Origin of the sequence: Marinoscillum luteum (genome assembly GCF_044005705.1) — a bacterium.
GTDB lineage: Bacteria > Bacteroidota > Bacteroidia > Cytophagales > Cyclobacteriaceae > Marinoscillum > Marinoscillum luteum.
Genome location: NZ_JBIPKE010000020.1, coordinates 506801 through 529925, shown reverse-complemented (window position 1 = coordinate 529925; position 23125 = coordinate 506801). Strand labels below are relative to the sequence as shown.

Annotated in this window: 15 protein-coding genes; 12 read left to right on the top strand and 3 right to left on the bottom strand. The window is 47.9% G+C overall.

The annotated features are described in order from the left end of the window. The first annotated feature begins 31 nt into the window (after positions 1 to 31). Positions 32 to 2233, top strand: a complete 2202-nt coding sequence (locus ACHKAR_RS20085) for a PKD domain-containing protein (RefSeq protein WP_395419166.1) — start codon at positions 32 to 34, stop codon at positions 2231 to 2233. A 216-nt stretch (positions 2234 to 2449) separates the two neighbouring features. Next, the gene (locus tag ACHKAR_RS20080; RefSeq protein ID WP_395419164.1) at positions 2450 to 2776 is read left to right on the top strand and encodes an SdpI family protein; all 327 of its coding nucleotides are present in this window, start codon (positions 2450 to 2452) and stop codon (positions 2774 to 2776) included. Between the two features lie 85 nt (positions 2777 to 2861). Here ACHKAR_RS20080 and ACHKAR_RS20075 read toward each other — a convergent pair whose 3' ends face one another. Then, positions 2862 to 4130: an IPT/TIG domain-containing protein gene (locus tag ACHKAR_RS20075; RefSeq protein ID WP_395419162.1), complete on the bottom strand. Its 1269-nt coding sequence runs from the start codon at positions 4128 to 4130 to the stop codon at positions 2862 to 2864. Between the two features lie 286 nt (positions 4131 to 4416). Between ACHKAR_RS20075 and ACHKAR_RS20070 the strand changes: the two genes are divergently transcribed. The 10 genes from ACHKAR_RS20070 (at position 4417) to ACHKAR_RS20025 (ending at position 18917) form a co-directional block, all read left to right on the top strand. Continuing rightward, positions 4417 to 5628, top strand: coding sequence for a DUF4861 domain-containing protein (locus ACHKAR_RS20070; protein ID WP_395419161.1), 1212 nt, complete (start codon positions 4417 to 4419; stop codon positions 5626 to 5628). 80 nt (positions 5629 to 5708) lie between these two features. Then, positions 5709 to 6557 (top strand): SDR family oxidoreductase, encoded by an 849-nt coding sequence (locus ACHKAR_RS20065; protein WP_395419159.1) that lies wholly within the window; start codon positions 5709 to 5711, stop codon positions 6555 to 6557. 9 nt (positions 6558 to 6566) lie between these two features. After that, positions 6567 to 7754 carry a mannonate dehydratase gene (uxuA, locus tag ACHKAR_RS20060; RefSeq protein ID WP_395419157.1) on the top strand — a complete coding sequence of 396 codons (1188 nt, stop codon included), beginning with the start codon at positions 6567 to 6569 and terminating at the stop codon, positions 7752 to 7754. Between the two features lie 82 nt (positions 7755 to 7836). Beyond that, on the top strand, positions 7837 to 9165 hold the full coding sequence (locus tag ACHKAR_RS20055; protein ID WP_395419156.1) for a GntP family permease: 1329 nt from the start codon (positions 7837 to 7839) through the stop codon (positions 9163 to 9165). Between the two features lie 2 nt (positions 9166 to 9167). Further along, on the top strand, positions 9168 to 10307 hold the full coding sequence (locus ACHKAR_RS20050; protein WP_395419155.1) for a glycerate kinase: 1140 nt from the start codon (positions 9168 to 9170) through the stop codon (positions 10305 to 10307). Positions 10308 to 10650: 343 nt separating this feature from the next. Beyond that, positions 10651 to 10902 carry a type II toxin-antitoxin system Phd/YefM family antitoxin gene (locus ACHKAR_RS20045; protein WP_395419154.1) on the top strand — a complete coding sequence of 84 codons (252 nt, stop codon included), beginning with the start codon at positions 10651 to 10653 and terminating at the stop codon, positions 10900 to 10902. Continuing rightward, positions 10899 to 11177, top strand: a complete 279-nt coding sequence (locus ACHKAR_RS20040; RefSeq protein WP_395419152.1) for a Txe/YoeB family addiction module toxin — start codon at positions 10899 to 10901, stop codon at positions 11175 to 11177. Before ACHKAR_RS20045 ends, ACHKAR_RS20040 begins: the two co-directional genes overlap by 4 nt. 197 nt (positions 11178 to 11374) lie before the next feature. Continuing rightward, a complete protein-coding gene (locus ACHKAR_RS20035) occupies positions 11375 to 13471 on the top strand; it encodes a histidine kinase (protein WP_395419151.1) in 2097 nt (698 codons plus the stop codon). 57 nt (positions 13472 to 13528) lie between these two features. Next, on the top strand, positions 13529 to 14275 hold the full coding sequence (locus ACHKAR_RS20030) for a LytR/AlgR family response regulator transcription factor (protein WP_395419150.1): 747 nt from the start codon (positions 13529 to 13531) through the stop codon (positions 14273 to 14275). A 100-nt stretch (positions 14276 to 14375) separates the two neighbouring features. After that, positions 14376 to 18917, top strand: coding sequence for a LamG-like jellyroll fold domain-containing protein (locus ACHKAR_RS20025; protein WP_395419149.1), 4542 nt, complete (start codon positions 14376 to 14378; stop codon positions 18915 to 18917). Between the two features lie 535 nt (positions 18918 to 19452). Here the strand turns inward: ACHKAR_RS20025 and uxuA (ACHKAR_RS20020) are convergent. Together uxuA (ACHKAR_RS20020) and ACHKAR_RS20015 are read right to left on the bottom strand one after the other, a co-directional pair. Beyond that, positions 19453 to 20637, bottom strand: a complete 1185-nt coding sequence (gene uxuA, locus ACHKAR_RS20020) for a mannonate dehydratase (RefSeq protein ID WP_395419148.1) — start codon at positions 20635 to 20637, stop codon at positions 19453 to 19455. A 19-nt stretch (positions 20638 to 20656) separates the two neighbouring features. Next, a complete protein-coding gene (locus tag ACHKAR_RS20015; protein ID WP_395419147.1) occupies positions 20657 to 22813 on the bottom strand; it encodes an alpha-glucuronidase family glycosyl hydrolase in 2157 nt (718 codons plus the stop codon). Positions 22814 to 23125 lie beyond the last annotated feature (312 nt).

Genomic DNA, 23125 nt, shown 5'->3' with positions numbered 1-23125 from the left:
TTTGTTAATCAATTGTCAAAACCCAACTATCATGAAAACAATAACAAATCTGATATTATCCTTTTGCCTGTCACTGATGGTGATTGGTTCAGCTTTCGCTCAACTGAATGTGTCGCCCATTTTCGGGTCCGACATGGTCTTGCAGCGTGGTACAACAGTACCTGTATTTGGTACGGCTACCCCCGGGGCTTCGGTTTCCGTTCAGTTTTTAAGTCAGAATAAATCTGCCGTAGCAGATGGCAGTGGCAATTGGCAGGTAGACCTGTCCAGCATGTCAGCCAATGCCTCCCTGAACACTCTCACCGTGTCATCTGGTGGTGATGTGGTCAATTTTACCGGTGTACAGGTAGGAGAGGTGTGGGTCTGCAGTGGACAGTCCAATATGGGCTGGTCTTTGGAAAAAGCGGACAACAGCGCCGCCACCATCGCTGATGCTGGTAATCACAACATCCGGCTTTTTCGGATGACGGCAGGCAATGGCCCGGCTACTACCACCTGGCAGGTGTCCAATTCCTCAACAGTAGGCAGTTTTTCGGCAGTAGGCTACTGGATGGGACTGGAGCTGTCTCAGTGGTTTGGTAATGTGCCTATCGGGTTGGTTCAGGCTACACATGATGGCACAGCCATCTCCGCATGGCAGCATACCAATGGCGGTACAGGTGATGACTATGATGCTATGGTCAAGTCAATTCAGCCATTTGCAGTGCAAGGTGTAGCCTGGTATCAGGGCGAGAGCAACGGCGGTAGCAGTAATTACGACGTGCTTCTGAGAGATATGATTCAGGAGTGGAGAGCTGACTGGGGTCAGTCCAGCCTTCCCTTTGGGATCATCCAACTGGCATATCGTTCTGGATGGAACAGTGCCAGAAATGCCCAGCTCCTGGTGGCGGATACTGAGCCAGAGTGCTTTTTGGTAGTAATCAGAGACCTTCCTGGAGGATCATTACATCCCACCACTAAGCAACCCGTTGGGCTAAGAACTGCCATTGGAGCAAGAGGATTGGTATATGGAGATAACATTACCTATTCAGGTCCTATTCGTGATATTGAAAACTCATTCGTTAGCGGAAGCACAGTCATTCTGAATTGGAAGCACGTAGGCAATGGTTTATTTACGGACGATGGACAGGCTCCTGGTGATTTCAAGATTGCCGGAACCACCGGTCAGTTCAAAAGTGCTACTGCTGTCATCGTAGGCAACACCATTCAGTTAACAAACTCGACAGTTCCTGACCCGGCGCGTGTACAGTATTCCTATAGCGGTGTAGGTAATTTGTACAATATGGTGAATATACCCACCGCTGGTGGATCCGTAATCGTGGACCGACTGAAGGCTTCTGAATTTGAATTTACCATCGGTGCTGGTGGTGGCAATGTTGCGCCTACGGCCTCATTTTCCTACAGTGCCACCAACCTGGCAGTCAGTTTCGATGCGTCTGCCAGCTCAGATAGTGATGGCACAATTACCAGCTACGCCTGGGATTTTGGCGATGGAGCTACAGGCTCAGGTGCCAATGCCAGTCATACGTATGCAGCTTCTGGTAGCTACACAGTGGAGCTTACTGTGACCGACGATGGTGGAGCCACCGGCACCCAGTCGCAGGTGGTAAGTGTAAGTGATGGTAGCGGTGGCGGTAGCAGTATGCACGTGCAGGCCATCATTACCTATAGTCAGAGTGCCGGCCAAGGCAATAAAAATGGTGTGGCTCAGGTGACCATCCATGATGATCAGGAAAACCCGGTGGCAGGAGCCACGGTGAGTGGAACCTTCTCTGGCTCATTTTCTGAGTCCGCTTCAGGTCAAACAGGGTCAGATGGAGTGGTCACTTTTGTGACCAATGGCACTGCAAAAGGAGGCGTAGTAGTCGACTTTTGTGTGGACAATGTGACCGGTGCACTCACCTACAATGCTGCGCAAAATGATATCACCTGCACAGGAGGCGGGGCACGTACCAGTCCTGAGGCAGGTGTAGCTCAGTCCAATGCTGCGCTACAAGTCTTTCCTAATCCTTCACCTAATGGGAAGTTTTCCGTTCTGTTGCCCGAGGGTGCTCAGCTGAATGGCGAAGTGAGCATCAGTATTCTGGATCTCCAGGGCAAGCTGGTTTATCAGTCTACCCAAGCCAACGTGGGCACCCTGCTTTCTGTAGATACCCCACTCCGGCAAGGCTTGTATTTGCTCAGATTGAAGCATCCTGATCTGAATTTTGAAAGCCGATTGTTGATCAAATAATATTAATCTGAGGCTCCATGAGCCCGTCTTAAAGGCATTGCATCTTGCAATGCCTTTTTTTTTGGCCTCTCACTAAGCCAAGTCACCTCATATTGATACGCTATGTTTGATGCATTCAGGGAGTTCTGGCTGTCCGGTTACTGCACCCCGATCTCTGAAAATTTACCAGACGCCAACCCTTGATAGTTCTTGCCAATACATTAGATTTAGTCCGCTATGGACACAATGCCTTTGGAGTATAAGTTGGTCATTATTTTTATTGTGGCTGGTATTCTGAACCTCCTGCTTAAGCGCAACAGAAACTGGGTGCTGGGCTACAGGTCTACAAGGTGCCTCAAGAGTCACGATCGCTTTGCTTACGCCAACCGTATATTTGGATGGGGACTCATTATTCTGGGTCTGATGTATTTAGGGACACTGGTTTATCTGGCGCATGGTGGAGATGAACTCACCGGGTGGGAGAGTGCCTTCATCATTGTGGGTTACCTGGCACTTCTTTTCATCCTTATAGAGTATAAACTGTCCAAGGCTTTCAAAGAGTGAAGCAACGGACTTGGCTTTTACTGATGAGAGCAAAAAAAAGGCAGGAATTAATTCCTGCCTCTTACTAGATGGTTGGGATCAAATGTTATTCAGGGAAGCTGTAGGGTCCCCCCACTGAAATACTCACATTGTCAAAACTCTGTGAGTAAAAAATACCTCCATCCTCGGCGGTCACTTGCTGACCTGCAGTGCCACCTGTACCGTAGTCTCTTCTCACTGCCACGGCTATTCGCTGCATGTCAGTGAACTGGAAGGTCCCCAGAGCTGCGTCATCATCAAATGCAGAAGCCGGAATAGATAGACTATACCAGCCTTCCTCGTTGGGAGCAAACCCCATGTCTGCCAGTTCGGCTGGTGTAGGCACAAATTCATAGTCGTCTCCATCAAATCTCATTCTTAGACCAAATAATGCTCCATCATAGTCAGCCGGAAGATCACCTACATGGATTTGCAGATTGAAGTAGATGGTTTGATCTGTAGCTCCTGAGAAAAATTCCGCATACGTACCTGCAGGAAGTGCTGAGCTGTTTTGCACAATGGTGGCATAGTTTCCTGAGATCGCGGTGCTGCTGAATCCTTCAAACTGGAAAAAGTTACCGTCGATGGCTGCTGGCAGACTCTGCGCAGAAGCTATCACAGCAGCATCATCCGAAGTACCATACACGGTGGATTCCTCTGGGTCTGGTGATCCGGTGAAAGTGCCTGTTTGCTCTCCGTCAAAAGTCATGGTGAGGTCTGTATGAAGCTTAATGACATAAAATTTGACAGCCTCTGTTGAGGTGGTGTTGGTACCCCCATCGTTTACTATGGTTAGGGAATTCAAACCTGTACTTACGCCTTCAGGAATGGTGATTTCCACAGAAGTGTCTGTGGTGCCCACTATCGTGGCTTCTTTATCTCCTACTTTCACGGAGGAGACGGTGGTCATTTCGGTGCCAGTGATCGTTACATTTCCTCCAACTTGCGCGGAGACAGGGCTGACACCAGATACAGTTACGGCTCCTATCACAATGACTGTAAAATCAGCGCTGCTCTGGCCCAATCCACCTTCGGTTCTCACGGAGATTTTACCTGTAGTCGCTCCTTCTGGTACCGTGGCCACAATCTCCGTGGCAGTATTCGATACGATCGTCGCATCTGCACCGCCTATGGTTACTGCCGTAGCGTTGTCCAGGTCAGTTCCGGTGATGGTTACATTGTCTCCGGGTTCGCCACTGGCTGGTGAGAAAGAAAGTACTACTGGGATCTTGGGGTCACTTCCCCCCTCATCTTCTCCACATGATACAAGGTATAGCCCGGTAAGAGCCGTCAGGCAGATCAGCCCCAAAGTTCTAAAGCGTTGTAGTTTTTGCATAATCTTAAGTAGTTAGTTTTTTAAATCTTGACTAATGCATATTTAGAAGGAACGCCCAATCTGATCATCCGAAAAAGGGGGCATTAAAGTACAAAGCAGGCTCAGACGCTACTCAGCGTGGTAATGCTGTGGTAGCGTCACTTAATTTTACCAGTGCATACTAATAGATGCTGATTATGTACGGAGTGAGTGGATTTGAATAAAATATGCCAAAATGAAGTTGAAACCCGGCCGCATAATTGCGAAATTATTAAACTGTGTATAAATTACACAGAAAGATCTGATTATGATTTACCGTACCCTCTTCTTATTGACCTGTGTGGTGTGTCTGGTGGCATGCCAAGAGACCACCCCATTGAAATTGACCAGCGACTCGAGTGTTCCTGTCAGTGGTAAAAGAATTGTACTGAAAAAGACGGATTTTCCCGATTTGAGGGCGTCCTATTTTACTTTAAAAGACCCTAAAGGAGAGCTGATTCCTGTTCAGTTTGATGATATGGATGGAGATGGCATCTGGGATGAAGTAGCATTCGAATGTGATTTTGAACCTGATGGCGTTTTGAGCTTGGAACTGACTGAGACGGAGGATCTGCCTGATTTTCCCACGAATACCAACGTGTATCTGGGTTACAGTGCGGAACGGAATAATCAATTTACATCCGTATCGGCCAATTCACGTCCGGCAGATCATGTGGCATTGAGCACTCCATACCTTTATCAGTATGAGGGACCTGGCTGGGAAAGCGAATTAGTGGGATTCAGAACCTACTTTGATAGTCGGAATGGGAAGGACATTTTCGGAAAAGCGAAACCTCAGCTTTGCATAGAGCAGATTGGGTTGGGTGAAAATTATCACGAAATGCAGGATTGGGGGATGGATGTGCTTAAAGTAGGCTCATCCCTGGGAGCAGGCGCCCTGGCCATGTTTCGGAGTGATTCTATTTATCGTCTTGGGGACACCGAGACTGCTGATTTTCGAATCATTACTGAGGGGCCTGTGAGGGCTGTACTCCAACTGAAGTATGGCGGATGGAATGTGGGCGGAGCCACCTATGGCCTGACTGAAACCATCTCCATTTGGGCCGGTAAGCGCAGCTATGAGAGTCAGGTGCTTCTGGAAGGCCGTGAGGGAAATGAAAAACTGGTCACGGGGATTGTGGATCTGAAAAAGGTGGCTAAGCGAGAATTGGAAGTAGGCGGTGTGCAGATCATGTACACCTATGGGAATCAGAGTGAAAACCACGACAACCTGGGGATGGGGATTTTGGTAAAGCAGGACGGATTGGCTGGCTTCAGCAAGGCTCCCGAGGAAGGCGAAGGAGTGATCAATACCTATACCGCATTGCTGAATCCTGTGGATGATTTATACAGTTTTCACTTTTTCGCTGGCTGGGAAGTAGAGAATGAGGCCTTTGCCAACCAGACTGGGTTTGAGGAAGCCCTGATAGAGGCTGCCAACGAACTCAATGCGAATATTTCAGTGGAACTGGTTAAATAAGCAATCAAAGCGGTTGAGAAGCAGCGCTTTGCAGGCAATGCTTTCCTGACCATTTTTAATATCAACCAATAAGAAAATTTATGTATCCGAAATTTGAGGAACTGGCCGGAAAAGTGGCTGTAATCACCGGGGGTGGTGGTGTGCTCTGTAGTACCATGGCTGAGATGTTGGCCGCCCAAAAAGTGAAAGTGGCTATCTTGGATTTGAAGCTGGAAAATGCCCAGCAAGTGGCAGATAAAATTGTGCAAAATGGAGGGGAAGCCATTGGGGTAGAAGCCAATGTATTGACCCTGGATAGCCTCAAAAGGGCACATCAGACAGTAGTGAGTCAGCTGGGACCCTGCGACATTCTTATCAATGGAGCAGGAGGAAATCATCCCAAAGGGACCACCTCCAAAACACATTTGCACCTGGAGGATTTGGAAGCCAATGATGAACTGAAGACCTTTTTTGACCTGGATCCTGATGGAGTCCAGTTTGTTTTCAATCTTAATTTTATTGGCACCCTGCTTCCGACGCAGGTATTTGCCAAAGATATGGTGGGCAAAAAGGGATGTTCGATCATTAATGTTTCTTCAATGAATGCCTTTACTCCACTGACCAAAATTCCGGCCTATAGTGGAGCAAAAGCCGCTGTGAGTAACTTCACTCAGTGGCTGGCAGTGCATTTTGCCAAAGTAAATATCCGGGTGAATGCCTTAGCGCCAGGTTTCTTTTTGACAGATCAGAACAGAGCACTACTGACCAATGCAGAAGGAAGCCTGACAGATCGGGGCAATACCATCATAGATCATACGCCTATGGGTCGTTTTGGCGAACCGGAAGATTTGCTGGGTACTTTACTGTGGCTTTGCAGCGATGGGTCAAAGTTTGTGACTGGCGTGGTAGTGCCTATAGATGGAGGTTTTAGTGCATTTAGCGGAGTTTAAACAAAGGATATGAAAGGATTAGAACAAACCTGGAGATGGTATGGCCCGAAGGACACCATTCCGCTCTCACACATCAAAATGGCCGGGGCTACTGGTATTGTTACCGCACTTCACCACATTCCGAATGGAGAAATCTGGACCAAAGAGGAGATTCTGAAGCGGAAATCGGAGATTGAGCAGGCTGGACTTACATGGTCAGTAGTGGAGAGTATTCCGGTACACGAGGACATTAAAAAACGAACCGGAAAATTTGAGCAGTACATTGAAAATTATAAAACGAGTATCCTGAATTTGGGTGCTTGTGGGATTGACACGGTCTGTTATAATTTCATGCCAGTATTGGACTGGACCCGTACAGACCTTTCCTATGAGATGCCTGATGGTTCCAAAGCTTTGAGGTTTGATGCAGCTCAGTTTGCCGCATTTGAGCTTTATCTGCTGAAGCGCCCGGGGGCAGAGGCGTTTTATACACCAGAGCAAAAACAACAGGCCGCCGAGACTTTGAAAAACCTGTCAGCTGCCGATCAGGAATTGTTGGTGAAAAACATCATTGCCGGCCTGCCAGGAGCAGAAGAGGGATATACCCTGGATCAGTTTCAGACGGTTTTGGATACCTATTCGTCCATTGGCGATCAGGAATTGCGAAACAATCTCTACGCATTTCTCAAAGCAATTATACCAGCCGCTGAGCAAGCAGGGGTATTGATGGCCATTCATCCCGATGATCCGCCGTTTCCTATTTTGGGCTTGCCCCGGGTAGTGAGCACCGAGGCGGACGCTAAACAGCTTTTGGAAGCATGTGATAGTCCCAATAATGGCTTGTGCTTTTGCACAGGGTCTTACGGAGTACGTGGAGACAATGACCTGCCTGGAATGGTAGAAAGACTCGGGCATCGCATCAATTTTATTCACCTGCGCAGCACAAGGCGAGACGCAGCTGGCAATTTTCATGAAGCTGATCACCTGGATGGGGATGTGGACATGTATGCCGTGATGAGTGCTTTGGTAAAGGAGCAGGACAAAAGAAAAGCTGCGGGAAGAACGGACTTGCGTATGCCTATGCGACCAGATCACGGGCACCAGATGCTGGATGATTTGGGTAAGCAAACCAATCCTGGCTATTCGGCCATTGGTCGCTTGAGGGGGCTGGCGGAGCTGAGGGGACTGGAGTTGGGAATCAGAAGAAGTATTAAGTAGCCAATTGCTCAGATCAGGAGAATTTCGAGGTTTTGATGGCCAACGTTTTGGAGACAGCCACGGCACACCGTAAATTCCCTTTATGATCAATAGTTTTTTGTATGTATTCCTATGGCTCCTGGCGGGCATAGCAGTGATTGTTTTGCTCACCACCCGGTTCAAAGTGCATCCGTTTTTTGCCTTGATCATTGCGGGATTTGTAGTGGGCATAGGGGTGGGTATGCCGGTGAGCGAGGTGCTTACCCATGTCAAAAATGGGTTTGGTAATATTTTAAAATCCCTGGGCCTGGTCATTGTGTTGGGGATTACCCTCGGGGTGATACTGGAGCATACGGGTAGCACGCGAGTGATGGCTGGTTTCATCCGAAAACTGGTCAATGAAAAACGAGCAGCGCTCGCGATGAACCTCACAGGTTTTTCCGTGGGGACCCTCATTTTTTGTGATTCAGGATTCATAGTGTTGGATGGGCTGAATAATTCGCTGGCTCGGAAAACCAAGGTGCCCATTGCGACCATGGCGGTTTCGCTGGCTGCCGGCTTATATGCCATTCATTGTATGATTCCCCCGCATCCCGGAGCGGCGGCCGCTGCAGAGATCATCGGAGTGGATTTTGGTCAGTTGATCATGGCTGGTATTGTCGTGGCCATTCCCACCAGTCTGGTGGGTTTCTGGTGGGCTACGTATGCGGGTAAGAAAAACCCTGTGGTTCTGGCAGATGAGGAGGAGCAGGAGTCTGATTTGCCCGATCATTCAGTGATCAGGGCATTTTTGCCCATTATAGCACCCATTCTTTTGATAGCCATCAGATCATTTATAGCCCTGGATGCCCCGGATCAGAACTGGGTCATTTCAGTGTTAGTAACCATAGGCGATCCCGTCATAGCACTTGCTATTGGTGTGTTGCTGGCTTTCAATACCAAACGCGGCTGGCAAAAGAACACGGTGTCTCATCTTATGCAAGACGCAGTGCAAAAGTCTGGGGGCATATTGGTAATTATTGGCGCTGGAGCGGCATTCGGAGCAGTGCTGGTGGCGATCAATATAGGGGAGTACGTCAATCAGGCCATCCCACTTGAAGGGCTGGGAATCTTGTTTCCATTCCTATTGGCGTTCATTTTGAAGACTGCCCAGGGGTCTTCTACTGTGGCAGTGATCACCGCTGCATCCATCGTTCAGCCACTTTTGCCAAACCTCGGTATCACTACCGAAATGGGCTATTTGCTCTGCGTTCTTTCCATGGGAGCAGGGTCCATCATGATCTCGCATGCCAACGATTCCTACTTTTGGGTCATCAGTAAGTTTTCCGGTGTGGGCATGAGGGAAATGCTCCGGGTTTATTCAGTGGCCACAATTCTGATGGGGCTTACTTCGTTTATAATGGTGTATCTTTTGTCCCTAATTTTATTGTAGAAATGCACATTCTCATAGCTCCCAATGCCTTTAAAAACAGCCTGTCTGCCGGAGAGGTAGCCAGTGCCATTGAGACAGGCCTCATCAATAGTCAACTTAAATGCACCACCGAGTGCTTTCCCATAGCCGATGGGGGCGATGGCACAGGTGAGCTCATTGTACAGAAATGTGGTGGTGAAATGATGAATGTAATGGTCCACGATCCACTAGGAAGAAAAATCAATGCTTCTTTTGGTTTGATTGAAAATGGGCATACTGCCATCATCGAGATGGCCAACGCCTCAGGGATTCGGCTGCTAAAACCCGACGAACTGAATCCATTAGAGGCGTCCTCATTGGGCACAGGTGAATTGATATTGGCAGCTCTGGATGCCGGAGCCAGGAAAATCATCCTGACACTCGGTGGCTCTGCGACTGTGGATGGAGGGATGGGTATTTTGAGCGCATTGGGCGTGCAGTTTTTAGATGAAGGTAACGATCCGCTGACTTCAGCGGAAACGTTGGTGGATTTGGCGCATATTGAGATCAATCAGGTGGATCAGCGCATTACCGATTGTGAGTTTGTGCTGCTTTGTGATGTGGACAATCCGTTGTTGGGTGAGGAGGGCGCTGCTTCCGTTTTCGGACCCCAAAAGGGTGCCACACCCGACGAAGTGCTGATGTTGGAGGAGTCATTGACCAGTCTCAGAGCCGTAGCCTTACGGGAGCATGGTCTGGAAATGGACGTGCCTCATGGCGGAGCTGCGGGAGGTGTTTCGGCAGGCCTTCATGCTTTTTTGGGAGCCAGTCTTGTGAATGGGATCGATGAATTCATCAGGGTGACCTCTTTTGAAGCGGCAGCACAAAAAGCCAGCCTGATCATCACCGGCGAAGGAAGTCTGGATGAACAAACCCTCCGCGGCAAGGGCCCCATGGGAGTGGCTGTCAGAGCAAAGGCGTTAGGCATCCCTGTAATTGGGCTGGCCGGTAAGGTGCCATTGAATACACCGGTAGAGATGAAGAAATATTTTCAGGTATTGCTGTCCATTGGGAATGGCCCCGGAGATGTAGAATCTGCGATGAAGCAGACCCGCGAGAACCTGATCCGGATAGGCGAGCAGATTGGTCATTTGTTGTCAATGGGTCAGGGAGAGCTAGGGTGAGGAGTCAGTTGTAACTGTTAAATAAAGAAGGATGGGAAAAGCTTCAGTTGCAAACTGAAGCCAGTGGAGGGATATTTTCGTTTACCGTCATTGCGAGGAGGACCACAGGTCAGACGAAGCAATCTACCCATGTGGATGCACTCATCACCAAAGTAGAAGAGCGCCGTATCCATTTTTTTCGGTTGCACCACCAATACCCTGACAATCTGTGTTGTAACTCATTCAGCTCCAGTTGTAAACCGAAACCAGAGGGAAAGAGCATATCCTTTCCACTCGGGATTAAAACATAGTAATGGAAGATATCGTATATTTGTACCATTATGGTACGCCAAATAATATCGATATGTTAGTAATAAGCAGCAGAGAGTTTAGACAGAATCAAAAGATGTACTTTGAAAGAGCAGACCAGGGAGAGCAAATTATTGTTCAGAGAGGGAAGGATAAATCCTATGCTTTGACTCCTATTGGAGAAGAGGACATTTACTTCAATGCGGAAATGGTCAAGCGGATAAAGGAAAGCATGGATCAGGTGGAGTCAGGAAAAACTAAAAAGATTACCACTCCTGAGCAGATTAATGATTTGCTTGGTCTATGAGTTATGTTCTGGAATTCTCAGATCATGCTTTAGAAGACATTGAAAAGCACAAAAAGGCTGGGGATCAATCCGTTTTAAAGAAGCTGAACCGATTATTTAATGAATTGCGAGAACATCCCATGATAGGTACGGGGCAACCCGAGATGTTGAAACATGATCTGGCAGGTTTGTTTTCCAGACGAATAAATAGAAAGCATCGCTTGGTTTATGGTATCAAGGAGGAAGTTGTGGTGGTGTATGTAGTGAGTGCTTGGTCGCATTACGGAGATAAGTAATCCGCCGAAGTTGCTAATTATACTGGCTTGAGTTTAGCGTAACTTAAGCCTAAAATGGATTGAAGCTTCAGTTGCAAACTGAAGCCAGTGGAGGGATATTTTCGTTTACCGTCATTGCGAGGAGGACCACAGGTCAGACGAAGCAATCTACCCATGTGGAGGTTCCTAATTCAAAATAAGTGACATATTTGTGATACATGAGTCACACCACCCGCCTATTCAGCTTTTTCGTCTTTCACTTGTTTGTGCCCGCCAGCATGGTCAGTACAGCAGCAGATACTCCTCCCACTACAGCGCGAATCGATAGCCTGATTTCCCTGATGGAAACCACGGCATGTGATCAGGATAGTCTGACCTTGCTGTATTATGGAGAAATAAAGGGTTCGCTCAGTGGTTATCCCCGTGGAGCATTGAAGGCTTTGGAGCAGCTAGGCAAAATGAAATACTGCACCGGAGACCTGGACAGTGCCATTTACTACTATCGCCGGGCAGCTCAGATTGGGTTACAACACGACCTGAATGCCGAGTGCGTCAAATTACTGAATAGACTGGGTTTTTATTTTCAAACGGCAGGTTTGCTGGACTCTTCCTCTTATTATCTCAACAAGGGGCTCCTGCTCGCCCAGGAAGTGGGCGATAGCCTCTATATTGGATCTTCCTATGTCGGGATTGGTATACTTTACCAACACAAGGGACAAATAGACAAGGCGCTCGATGCGTATTTTCAGGCTTTGAGAATAGCCGAGGCTATTGATGACAAACCATTGATCATCACTGCCAAACTGAATGTGGCCACCATCTACTATGATCATCAACCGAGTAAGCTGAAATCGTCTGATTTTTTTGAATTATTGGATCTGACCCGGATCATTGGGGATCAACAGCGCGAAGTGAGTGTGCTCGAGTGGTTGGGTTACCTCAAGGCGGACAGCAGCGAGTTTGATGAGGCCGTTGCTTATTTCAATCTGGGACTGAAAGTGAATGAGTCCGTTCGCGATCAAAATAGTGAAATATTGTTGTTGCAAGGGATTTCCTATGCTTATAACCTGGCCGGAGACCATGAACAGTCCATCGCCACCAACAACCGAGTCATTGAACTGGCGTGTTCATCTGGCTATGAATTGTATCTCCCTTCCATGTATGTCAATAACGTCTCGAATTACCTGGCACTTGGTAGTTACAGAGAAGCTATCCAGGATGGCCTTTTGGCTGTGGAGGCCGGAAAAAAATCCGGTCAGGTGGAACTTTACTACAAGGTATTGCAGGACATGGCGATGGCATACAATTACCTGAATATGCCTGATAAGGCCTTTGAAACACAGCTGGAATATACGAAACTCAGTAAAGCCATTCTGGATGCCGAAAAATCCAGACAATTGGCTGAAATGCAGACCAAGTACGAAACGGAAGGAAAACAGGCTGAGATAGAGTTGCTTTCCAGAGAGGCCGCCATTCAGAGGCTACAGCTATCCAAACAGGGCTACTTTCTGGCAGGGCTGATTGTTTTGATCGTAGTGATTATCGGTGGTGGGGTATTGATCTATCGTCAGCGCCAATTGAAGCAGCAGCAGGCCATCACCGATCTGGAGCTGGCAGAAACGAAAAAGCGTTTGGTGGTGGAGCAGCAGTATCGTGCTTCAGAGTTAAAAGCGCTGCGATCTCAGATGAACCCCCATTTCGTCTTCAATGCACTCAACTCCATTCAGGAGTACATCATGTTCAATGAAAAAAAATTGGCCGGAAAGTACCTGGGAAAGTTCGCCGATCTGATGCGCATCTATCTCAATCACAGCCAGGCCAGGGCTATTTCGGTGCAGGAGGAGGTGGAGGCGCTGAGCCTGTACCTTGAGCTGGAAAAGCTAAGGTTTGAGGATGCACTGACCTATGAAGTAATCATGGAGGAGGGCGTTGATGATGATGAGATTAAGCTTCCGGCTTTGCTGATACAGCCCTATGTAGAGAATGCCCTCAAACATGGACTTTTGCATAAGAAAACCGATCGCAAGCTTACGGTCAGGTTCAGTTATCTGGAGGCTGAAGCCATGCTGAGGTGTGAGGTGATCGACAATGGTATTGGTCGGGTGAAATCTGCTGAGCTTAATCAAAGCCGTAACGAAAGGCACAAGCCCTTTGCGACTGATGCCATCAAGAGCAGGATAGAGCTGATCAACTTCAATAGTGAAAAACCCGTGGAGGAGCGAATAGAAGATTTGTACGATGATGCCGGAAAGGCCGCTGGCACCTACGTGGTGATCAGTGTTCCGAAGGGAGCCATAGTTGATTTGGAAGTTTAGAGCTGTATTTTGGAAGTTGACACTAAAAGCGCATGTCCACAAGGTTATATTTGAGAAATGAAGGCTGTAATAATAGATGATGAGCAAAAAGCCAGACGCCTCCTGAGGCTCCTGCTGGAGGAAAACTGTCCTCAGATTACAGCCATAGAGACCGCTGAAGACCTACCCAAGGGTGTTGCTCTGATCAATAAATTCCAGCCGGACATAGTGTTTCTGGACATTGAAATGCCAGGGTATTCCGGCATCCAATTGCTGGAGTTTTTCACACCTGAGCAAATCAACTTTGAGGTCATTTTCACTACAGCCTACGCTGAATACGCCATCAAAGCTTTCGAACTCAATGCCATCGACTACCTCCTAAAGCCCCTTCGACATGATCAGTTGGAGACGGCCGTACAAAAGGCCATACAGCAGATCGGTCAGTCAAAAGTGAGTGAAAGATTAGAAGAATTACGAAATACCCTCAAGGTGAGCAATATCCGAAAAATTGGGCTTCCTGTTTCCAATGGGGTGCTTTTCGTAGAGCTGGATGATGTGATCATGATGGAGGCAGACCGAATGTACACCAAGGTGTTTACCACAGGAGATGGAGAGCTTTTAGTGAGCAAACCTATGAAGTTTTTTACCGATATCCTTGAAGACGTCAGGGAGTTTTATCGCCCGCACCGATCTTTCGTCATCAACCTCAAGCACATCAAACAGTACGTCAACCAAGATGGAGGATATATCATCATGGACAATCAGAAGCTTGTGGGAATTTCCAAAGACAAGAAAGACGAGTTCTTTCAGGTCATGCAGGGATAAAACCTTTCGGAAACTCATAAGCGCCATTCGGAAACTGACGTAAAAATCCCATTTAGCTAACAGGCATATTTGTTTTAGTCACCCAACAAAACAAAATGCTATGAAAAAATTACTGCTGCCTCTTATAGTCCTGTTCATCTCCGCATTAGAAGGATTTGCTCAGTGTACCGACTCCACTCCTGTGTGGGTAGTCAATGAAAATTTTGCAAACCTGAGTGGTACCACACCACCAGATTGCTGGACGCCGGTTGGCAATCCCAATAGTTTTAATTTCGATGCTGGACGTGCAAGCTTTGCCTATCAGGGCGAAATGCTCGTTCTTCCGAATACCGTCAATGCCACCGGAGTACTTACCTTCAAGGCCCGAAATGGCACCTCCCGAACCTACGGTGGGTTAACCATGGACCTGGGAATCTATGATGGGGCCACTTTCACCAAGGTGTTTGCCATTGATTATGGTCAGCCCTCTTTTCAGAGTTTCACTTTTGACTTTAGTAGCAATCAGCTAAACGGGAATATTGCTTTCCGGGGAAATAACTCCAGCAATATCAGCTTCTTGCTCGATGATGTGCATTACCAAAGTACCTGCACCAGTAGCAGCTCTGCCACCGCAGTGGCCAAAGACATTACTGTGAAACTGGATGCTTCGGGTAATGTGATTGTCAATGCAAGTCAGGTGGACAATGGATCGATCAATAGCTGTGAAGCACCTATTACAAATTTGTCTCTTGACAAAACACTCTTCACCTGTGATGACCTGGGGGCAAATACAGTCACCCTCACGGCTGATGATGGTTTTGGGAATGCGGCCACCGCTACCGCTGTAATCACCGTGGAGCCAGCTTTGGCCATCGGTTTTGGTACCATCTCTTTGAGTGAGTCTGGCCAGTTTACTTTGACCACAGAGAATGGGTTAAGCTCAGGTACCACACAGTGCGAAGGGATCACCTACACCTTTGATAAAACAGATTTTAGTTGCGAGGATGTAGGGGGTCTGGTAGTGACGGTTACAGCCACTTATGAAGGTGGAACGGCCTCAGCTACCCGCTACATGGAGATCATAGATGAGTACGGACCTGCGGCCCTTGCCAATGATATCAATGTTACCATCGATGAAAGTACAGGTATGGCGGTCGTTACTGCGGATATGGTGGACAATGGATCTTCGGATAATTGCGGCATTACTTCCATGCAATTGTCTAAAACCTTCTTTACCTGCTCCGATCAGGGATTGAATACGGTAACACTGGATGTTTTTGATGGGGGCGGACGAACCGATCAGACGACCTTCACGGTCATGGTACATTCTTATATTCCTGAGGTTGAAGTTTCTGCTACCAGTACCACGGTTTGCTTTGATGGATCGAACGAAAACGCCGGAACTACCATCAATACGGATGGATCAATGGTTGGAGTGAAATATTCCTTGCGCAATAGTGCGGATAGCAGCGTGATTGACGGGCCACTGGACGGAACCGGAAGTGGTCTTTCTTTTAGTACCGGAGCAGTGAGTGAAAACACCACTTTCCAGGTCTATGCTGAAGTGCCTTCCTCTGGAAAAGCATTGTCTTTGCCTTCATCAGCTGACTACCTGGCGGTAGCCACTCCCGGTTCTTTCGACTATTCTGCCGGTTACACTTTTTCAGCCTGGGTCAAAGAAAGCCTCGGTGGTATTTCCAATTCTTATAATACCATTTTCTATGCTGGTGGAACCACCGGCAGTGACATAGAGGTTTATCAAAGCACTCAGAGCGGTGTGTTTACGGTTGTTCATAATCGAGGTAATGGGGGCACACTCTCCACATTTGGAACCAGTACAAACCCCTTGCCTTCTGGCGAATACGCTCATCTGTCAGTGACCTTTGATGGAACTACGGTGAGGTTATTGGTCAACGGTGTAGAAGCTGGAAGTGGCACTATTTTACCTCCGTTAAAAAGTGCCGGCAGTGAGTTAACTTTTGGGTACCTGAATAACTCTGGTTTTCCAGGCTACCAGTCGTTTGATGGGTTGATGGATGATATCCGGGTGTATGACACAGCACGTACCGCCCGATCTATTTCCGATGATATGGGTCGATGTATCTCAGGCTCAGAGGATAATTTGGTATTGTATTATGATTTGGAGTCTGTCAGTGGTACCATATTCACCGATCTGGTGAGCAGTACGCCAGCACAGCTCAAAAACGGAGGCGCGCAGACAGATGACGCGGCTGTGTCATGTGCCTTTGATTGTTATAAAATCATGAGTACCCAGATCACCGTGGGGGATGATGTAGCACCGACTGTAATGGTTCAGGATATCGAAGCACAGGTGGGTAGCTCAGGAATCCTATCTATCTCAGCTGACCTCATCGACAATGGATCTTCGGACAATTGCTCTGCGACTTCTGCACTCACCTACAGCCTTGATAAGACGAGTTTTTCATGTGCTGATCTGGGTCCAAATACGGTTACGCTTACTGTCACTGACGAAGCAGGAAACAGTGCAAGTGCAGAGGCCACCGTCACCATTACCTCCCTGATTGCCGATGAAACAGTAACCAGTTCGGTTTCAGGACTTTGTCCGGGCGATACAGAAGGGACGACCATTGGTATTGGTAGCTCGGTAGAGGGAGTTGAATACTACCTTAGGAACAGTGCCGACAACAGCATCGTGGATGGCCCGGTGGCTGGATCTGGCGAAGCTTTAAATTTTGCTACCGGAGTACTTAGTCAAACGACTACTTTCAATGTGATCGGAATGAATGCCGGAGATGCGGGCTCGGGGTTGGATTTTGATGGAATGGGTGGCTACATAAATGCAGGCACGAATGCCAGAGATATGATCACAGCCATGACCATAGGCATGTGGGTGAAGACTGATCATTCCGGATCTACTAACTACCTGGTGGGTAAGTATGATGGGTATAGAGGCTTTCTGATGTATATCAATGCCAATGGAAATGTGGTTTTGGATGGTCGAGATGCGTCCGGTGGGTATAAGAGCACGGGGGCTTCCACCACAGCCGTGAATGACAATGCGTGGCATTATGTGACGGGCACCATTGATCTCACCACTGGGGCGTGGAAAATTTATGTGGATGGTGCGCTTGAGAGTTCTGCGCTGAATGGTGTGGGCTCCAGTCTGTTCAATTCCCAGTACCTGACCATCGGCGCACTGAATAATGAATATTTCAGTGGACAGATCGATGAAGTAGCTTTCTGGAACACGGCGTTGGATGAAGATACCATTGCCTTGCAAAGTGATGTTTGTGGATTGAAAAATCCGGAGACGTCAGTCGGCTTTTTTGACCTAAACGAAGGAGAGGGAACTGTGGTAACCGACTTATCTCCCTCGGCGATTAATGGAGCACTCACGAATATGGATGCCACTACAGATTGGATATCCGAAGTGGCTGGTTTGGAATGCACAACCTGTGAGTTACAAATGACCACTGAAGTGACAATCACAGTTGAAGACATCACTCCACCGGAGGTGGTGGTGAAGGATATTTCGGTCAGACTTGGAGAAGATAATACGGCATCCATTACTGTAGCAGACATTGATAATGGGTCTTCAGATGAGTGTTCGGAGGTTACGTTGACGTTGGACGTCAGCACTTTTAATGCTTCCCATTTGGGTGAAAACACAGTAACATTGACTGCTGTGGACGGAAATGGCAATAGTGCTTCGGCGACCGCCGTGGTGACGGTTAACCCGTACAAACAAGCACAAACCATCACAGTCACCGCTGTGGATGATAGAGTCTATGGTGAAGCCGACTTTGCACTCAGTGCATCGGCTTCATCAGGGCTTGATGTTTCTTATGCCGTCATCAGTGGGCCGGTGACAGTTTCAGGTGCTACTGTGAGTATCACAGGAGTGGGGGATGTGGTGATTGAGGTGACCCAGGCCGGTAATGATGACTTCTTGAATGCTTCGGCAGAAATTACCTTCAGCATCAGCCCAGCAGCCCTCACAGCTACTGCCGATAATCAATCAGTGGCTTACGGGACGGCATTGCCTGACCTTACGATTTCCTACGCTGGGTTTGTGAATGACGAAGATGCTTCAGTATTGACTACTGAGCCAGTGGCCGGTACCACGGCTACCAATTCTTCGGACGTGGGCACCTATCCCATCTCATTATCCGCCGGAGCTGCGGCCAATTATACCATCACTCATGTGGAAGGTACACTCACCATCCTCAAGGCTCAGGCTACGGTAGAGATTTCGGATTTGGCACATCTGGTGGATGGCGCTGCGAAGGAACCCACCATTACCACTGACCCTGCCGGGCTCAGTTATGTGGTGACATATGATGGAGCTTCTGCCGCACCATCAGCCATTGGTGAGTATGAAGTGTCAGTCGTGATTGATGAAGTGAATTACGAAGGGAGTGCTACGGCCACATTGGTCATTGGTCAGGTACTTGGACTAACGAACACTGAGGTGCGCATTTTCCCCAACCCGACACAGCGGTCTTTTGAAGTACGCAGTAGTGAGAAAAAGGTGGTAGAGGTTTATGACCTGGCTGGTCAGCTGCAAATGCGGACTTCTACTAATTTGGTGACGGATGTTACTCAGCTCAGCGAGGGCACCTATTTGGTCAGGGTTTTGGGAGATGATCACACAGTCTATCGATTGATTAAGAAAAACTAAGGCAGCTAATTCGGATGATCAGATCATCCACTAATTAGCAACCGGCTTCCAAAGGGAGCCGGTTTTTTTGGTTATGGGAATGGATAAATATGGATATTCAAATGGTGAAATACGATCAATCGAATGGTAAGCAGAGCCAAATTGAAACATGGAATGAGCTAATTACTTTCATTATTGAGTTCCTTAAGAATTATTTTGGGCGAAATACTCACTATTGAAAGGCCAGGCTTATTGGTAAGCTATGGGCGATTTTCCTATGCTAATTGATTAGGTGCTCTTAAAAAGTGGATTGTATGAAATGAAAACGTATAGATGTATCTCGCTTGAAAATGGATGCGCCGGCAGAAATTAGATTTTTTTTAAAAGTGCTAGTTTGTTGAATAGAGCCCCTGCACCAAATGCGATTGCATCAGATATGAGGTTGGTAGATATGTCTTTGAGAAACTCCACGTTCTGTAAAGATAATAAACTCTCATAAACCTACAGCACAATGCTAACCACCTCCGGCATAAGTAAGTTAGCTGTGCGATTATGCCTAAAGTAAGTCGTCAGGTTGTAATCCATACACCACCGCCCGTTCCACACCTCTCAGCTCGGCCAGACCTTTCAGGCGTCCGATGGCTGAGTAGCCAGGATAAGTGGTTTTCTTCAGGTCATCCAGCATCTGGTGCCCGTGATCGGGCCTCATGGGGAGGCTGATCCGGCGACGGTTCATCAGGTGAACCACCTCTTTCACTACTGCCACCATATCCGTATCACCGTCCAGATGGTTGGCCTCTTCAAAGTTGCCATCAGCATCCCTTTTGGTATTTCTCAAATGCAAAAAATGGACATGCTCACCCAGACGTTGAAGCATCCCTACCAGGTCATTATCCGCTCGTGCACCGAAAGATCCGGTACAAAAGCACAGTCCATTGGCCGGTGAGGGTGCACCATCGATCAGCTCCCTGACATCCTGCTCTGTACTGACTATTCGGGGAAGCCCCAATACGGAATACGGCGGATCATCCGGATGAATGGCCATTTTCAGGCCTACTTCTTCTGCCACCGGCACCACCTCCCTTAGGAAATGGAACAGGTGCTCTTTGAGCTTAGGTGCATCTATGTGGGCATAGGTTTCGAGCGCTGAGAGTACTGCCTCCGGTGTGAATGCTTCTTCACTGCCCGGCAGACTCAGGAGTAGATTTTTATAGAGTGTTTGTTTTTCAGCCTCATCCATTGACTTAAGGTGTTGCTTCGCAGTTTTTATTTCATCTTCGGTATAGTCTTTTTCTGCGTTTGGTCTTTTCAGTAGAAACAAGTCAAAGGCTATGAAAGCAGCTTTTTCAAATCGAAGGGCACTGGAGCCATTGGGGAGGATATGAAATGGGTTGGTGCGCACCCAATCGAGTATGGGCATGAAATTGTAGGTGACCACCTTCAGTCCGCAGGTGGCAACATTTCGAAGACTGACTTTGTAATTTTCAATGTATCGCTTGTAGTCCCCACTTTGCTTTTTGATGTCTTCATGTACTGGCAGGCTTTCTATCACTGTCCAGGTCATGCCGGCAGCCTCAATCTCCCTTTTTCTGATCTCTATCTCCTCCACGGGCCATATATCCCCGACCGGAGTTTGATGCAAGGCGGTGACCACCCCGGTACATCCTGCCTGTCTGATGTCCGCCAGACTTACCGGATCTTTGGGGCCGAACCATCGCATGGTTTGTTCCATTAAATGCATAGTTGTCTCAGTTTAGCTTTTACCAGCTCGGGCGTATACCCGGCGCAAAAGGGAATTTCAAAGATTGATAATACTCCAGCGACCTTTTTGGAGGCTCTACCTTATCAGGAATAGGTCTCTTGGAGAAAGTCTGAAAGTAGCTCAGTGAGGCGTCTTTCCACCAGACGGCCTCCTTTTCTTGTATGGTGAGTAACATTTGAACGCTTTTGAAGCGCTCATCGTCAATTTTGGGTTGTACGGATTGCCACTGTTCCTGCATTTTTCTGACGGTATTCACTCCATCCTGATAGCGGAAGGCCAACTCGTTCCAAAGGGTCCTACCAGAGTTCATTTCAAAATCCCAACCCACATGATGAAACCATAGGAGGAATTTCTCCGGGATTTCGTCTTTAGAATTAAAGATTTTGGCCACTTCCGGTGCGTATTGGCTCACCGCATTGCTACCGTTCTCCGATCGGTCAAACCCGACCCCAAAGGCATCAGCCTTGTGATAATACACTGGTGTCCAGTCAGCTCTGGACAGGTTACTGACCCAGGGTGCCGGACCGTAGTGATGTCCCGTACCCATCAGGTGATGCAGCCCCAGTGGCGTCATGTAATTCACGGAGGCTTCCCAGGAGTTCATCATCATATCGCTTAGCGCAGCTATCGTTTTTGGATGATTATTAAACGTCATTCGAATCCAATCTTCTGCGATCTGCTGGGCAGTCTGATCCGGATTCCACGCCAGGCGTCCAAAGGCATACCAGTTGGCTTGCGCAAAAGGGTGACCGGTCCAGTTGATGTCGGTACCAGTGTTGGCAACCCCGGCAATTCCGGTGATACTATAATCATGTAGCGAACCATCAACCACTTTAGAAACCGTTGACCCCTGACCGTTGACATAGGTGTCAGCATCGAGGCATTCCTTCCACATAGGGGCCAGATAGACCAGTTGGGTAGCCTGACCCAGGTACTCCTGGGTGATTTGAAACTCCATCATCACGGGGGTTTTGGGCATGGCGCCAAAAAGGGGGTGAAAAGGTTCTCGTGGTTGGAAATCAATCGCTCCATTTTTCACCTGTACCAAAACATTGGGTCGGAAAGAGCCATCCAAAGGATTGAATTCTGAATAGGCTTGTTTGGCCCGGTCATCAGGCTCTTCACTGCTGTACACAAAAGCACGCCACATTACCACGCCACCAAAAGGCTTCAATGCATCTGCCATCATATTGGCACCTTCCGCATGCGAGCGACCGTAGTTTTGAGGGCCGGGTTGGCCCTCAGAGTTGGCTTTCACCAGAAAGCCCCCAAAATCGGGAATATGCTCATAGATTTCTTTGACCTTTTCCTCCCACCAATTGGTCACGTCTGAGTTGAGTGGATCTGCTGTGTCCAGCCCACCAATCTCTATGGGGGCACTGAAGCGAGCAGTCAGGTAGACTTTGATTCCATACGGCCTGAAAAGATCGGCCAATGCCTTCACCTTCTCCAGATAAGCAGGTGTGAGTACCAACGCATTGGCATTTACATTGGTGAGCACCGTGGCATTGAGCCCAATGGAGGCATTCGCCCGCGCATAGTCAATGTATCGTTGATCCAGATAGTCAGGAAGTTTGTGCCAGTTCCAGATAGAAAATCCTGCATACCCACGCTCCGAAGTTCTGTCCAGATTGTCCCAGTGGTTGAGGATTCTGATGTCCACTTTGGGGTTTTCAAGAATATTAATGGAAGCCAGGTTTTGGTTGGTTTGGAGGAGCTTCAGAAAATGAAAGGTGCCATAGAGCAGGCCCACCGGGTCTTTGGCGGTGATGAGAAATCGCGATGACTCCTTTTGTGAGATGGCCTTGACCAGATAACCTTCTTTACCCAGCTGTGTCAACTCTGACTCAGATAAGTATTGGGCGATAGTCGGCTCATCGGATAGACCAGCTAGCAAGGAAGCCTTGCTGCTGGTGGATGGCTCGAATGTCTGACCCAGCAGACCACTCAAGCCAGCACTCAACTCATTTCGGATCACATCATGAGTTGCCGAACTACCCACTACGTTAAACGACTTGATTTGGCCGAGATAGCCATTGAGGAGCTCGGTATTTTGGATCTTATGGTACCTGAGCCAGAGTTCATATCCTGTTTCCGCTGATGCTGGAAGGATGAAAAGTGCGAATAACAAAAAAGTGCTAAATAGATATTTCACGTGGGGTCTGGTTTGAGTTGAATCAATCGCGTATCTGACAATTGCAAACACGGCTATTTGGCTAAAGTAGTGAGATGTGTGGTAAAACTGAAATTTTTACGCAATCGATTGTTTAAAATTTAAGAATCTGTGCTACTTTGCCACAATGAATGTCTAAAGCTTCTCTGAAATCAGGGCTGATGTTGCTTCATTTTTAAATCACATGAGGCTTGAAATGAGAGTGAATTAGCGTGCATTTCTTGTTGATGTAGGCACCGTTTGTTAATGAATACCCTACGGATTGTTAAGCCTTTCCCGCAATGAGTTGAGGGA

Coding starts and splice junctions, on each gene's coding strand:
- ACHKAR_RS20070 (WP_395419161.1), top strand. CDS start 4,417: ATGATTTACCGTACCCTCTTCTTATTGACCTGTGTGGTGTGTCTGGTG.
- ACHKAR_RS20085 (WP_395419166.1), top strand. CDS start 32: ATGAAAACAATAACAAATCTGATATTATCCTTTTGCCTGTCACTGATG.
- uxuA (WP_395419157.1), top strand. CDS start 6,567: ATGAAAGGATTAGAACAAACCTGGAGATGGTATGGCCCGAAGGACACC.
- ACHKAR_RS20050 (WP_395419155.1), top strand. CDS start 9,168: ATGCACATTCTCATAGCTCCCAATGCCTTTAAAAACAGCCTGTCTGCC.
- ACHKAR_RS20055 (WP_395419156.1), top strand. CDS start 7,837: ATGATCAATAGTTTTTTGTATGTATTCCTATGGCTCCTGGCGGGCATA.
- ACHKAR_RS20040 (WP_395419152.1), top strand. CDS start 10,899: ATGAGTTATGTTCTGGAATTCTCAGATCATGCTTTAGAAGACATTGAA.
- ACHKAR_RS20080 (WP_395419164.1), top strand. CDS start 2,450: ATGGACACAATGCCTTTGGAGTATAAGTTGGTCATTATTTTTATTGTG.
- ACHKAR_RS20075 (WP_395419162.1), bottom strand. CDS start 4,130: ATGCAAAAACTACAACGCTTTAGAACTTTGGGGCTGATCTGCCTGACG.
- ACHKAR_RS20045 (WP_395419154.1), top strand. CDS start 10,651: ATGTTAGTAATAAGCAGCAGAGAGTTTAGACAGAATCAAAAGATGTAC.
- ACHKAR_RS20035 (WP_395419151.1), top strand. CDS start 11,375: ATGAGTCACACCACCCGCCTATTCAGCTTTTTCGTCTTTCACTTGTTT.
- ACHKAR_RS20025 (WP_395419149.1), top strand. CDS start 14,376: ATGAAAAAATTACTGCTGCCTCTTATAGTCCTGTTCATCTCCGCATTA.
- ACHKAR_RS20065 (WP_395419159.1), top strand. CDS start 5,709: ATGTATCCGAAATTTGAGGAACTGGCCGGAAAAGTGGCTGTAATCACC.
- ACHKAR_RS20030 (WP_395419150.1), top strand. CDS start 13,529: ATGAAGGCTGTAATAATAGATGATGAGCAAAAAGCCAGACGCCTCCTG.
- uxuA (WP_395419148.1), bottom strand. CDS start 20,637: ATGCATTTAATGGAACAAACCATGCGATGGTTCGGCCCCAAAGATCCG.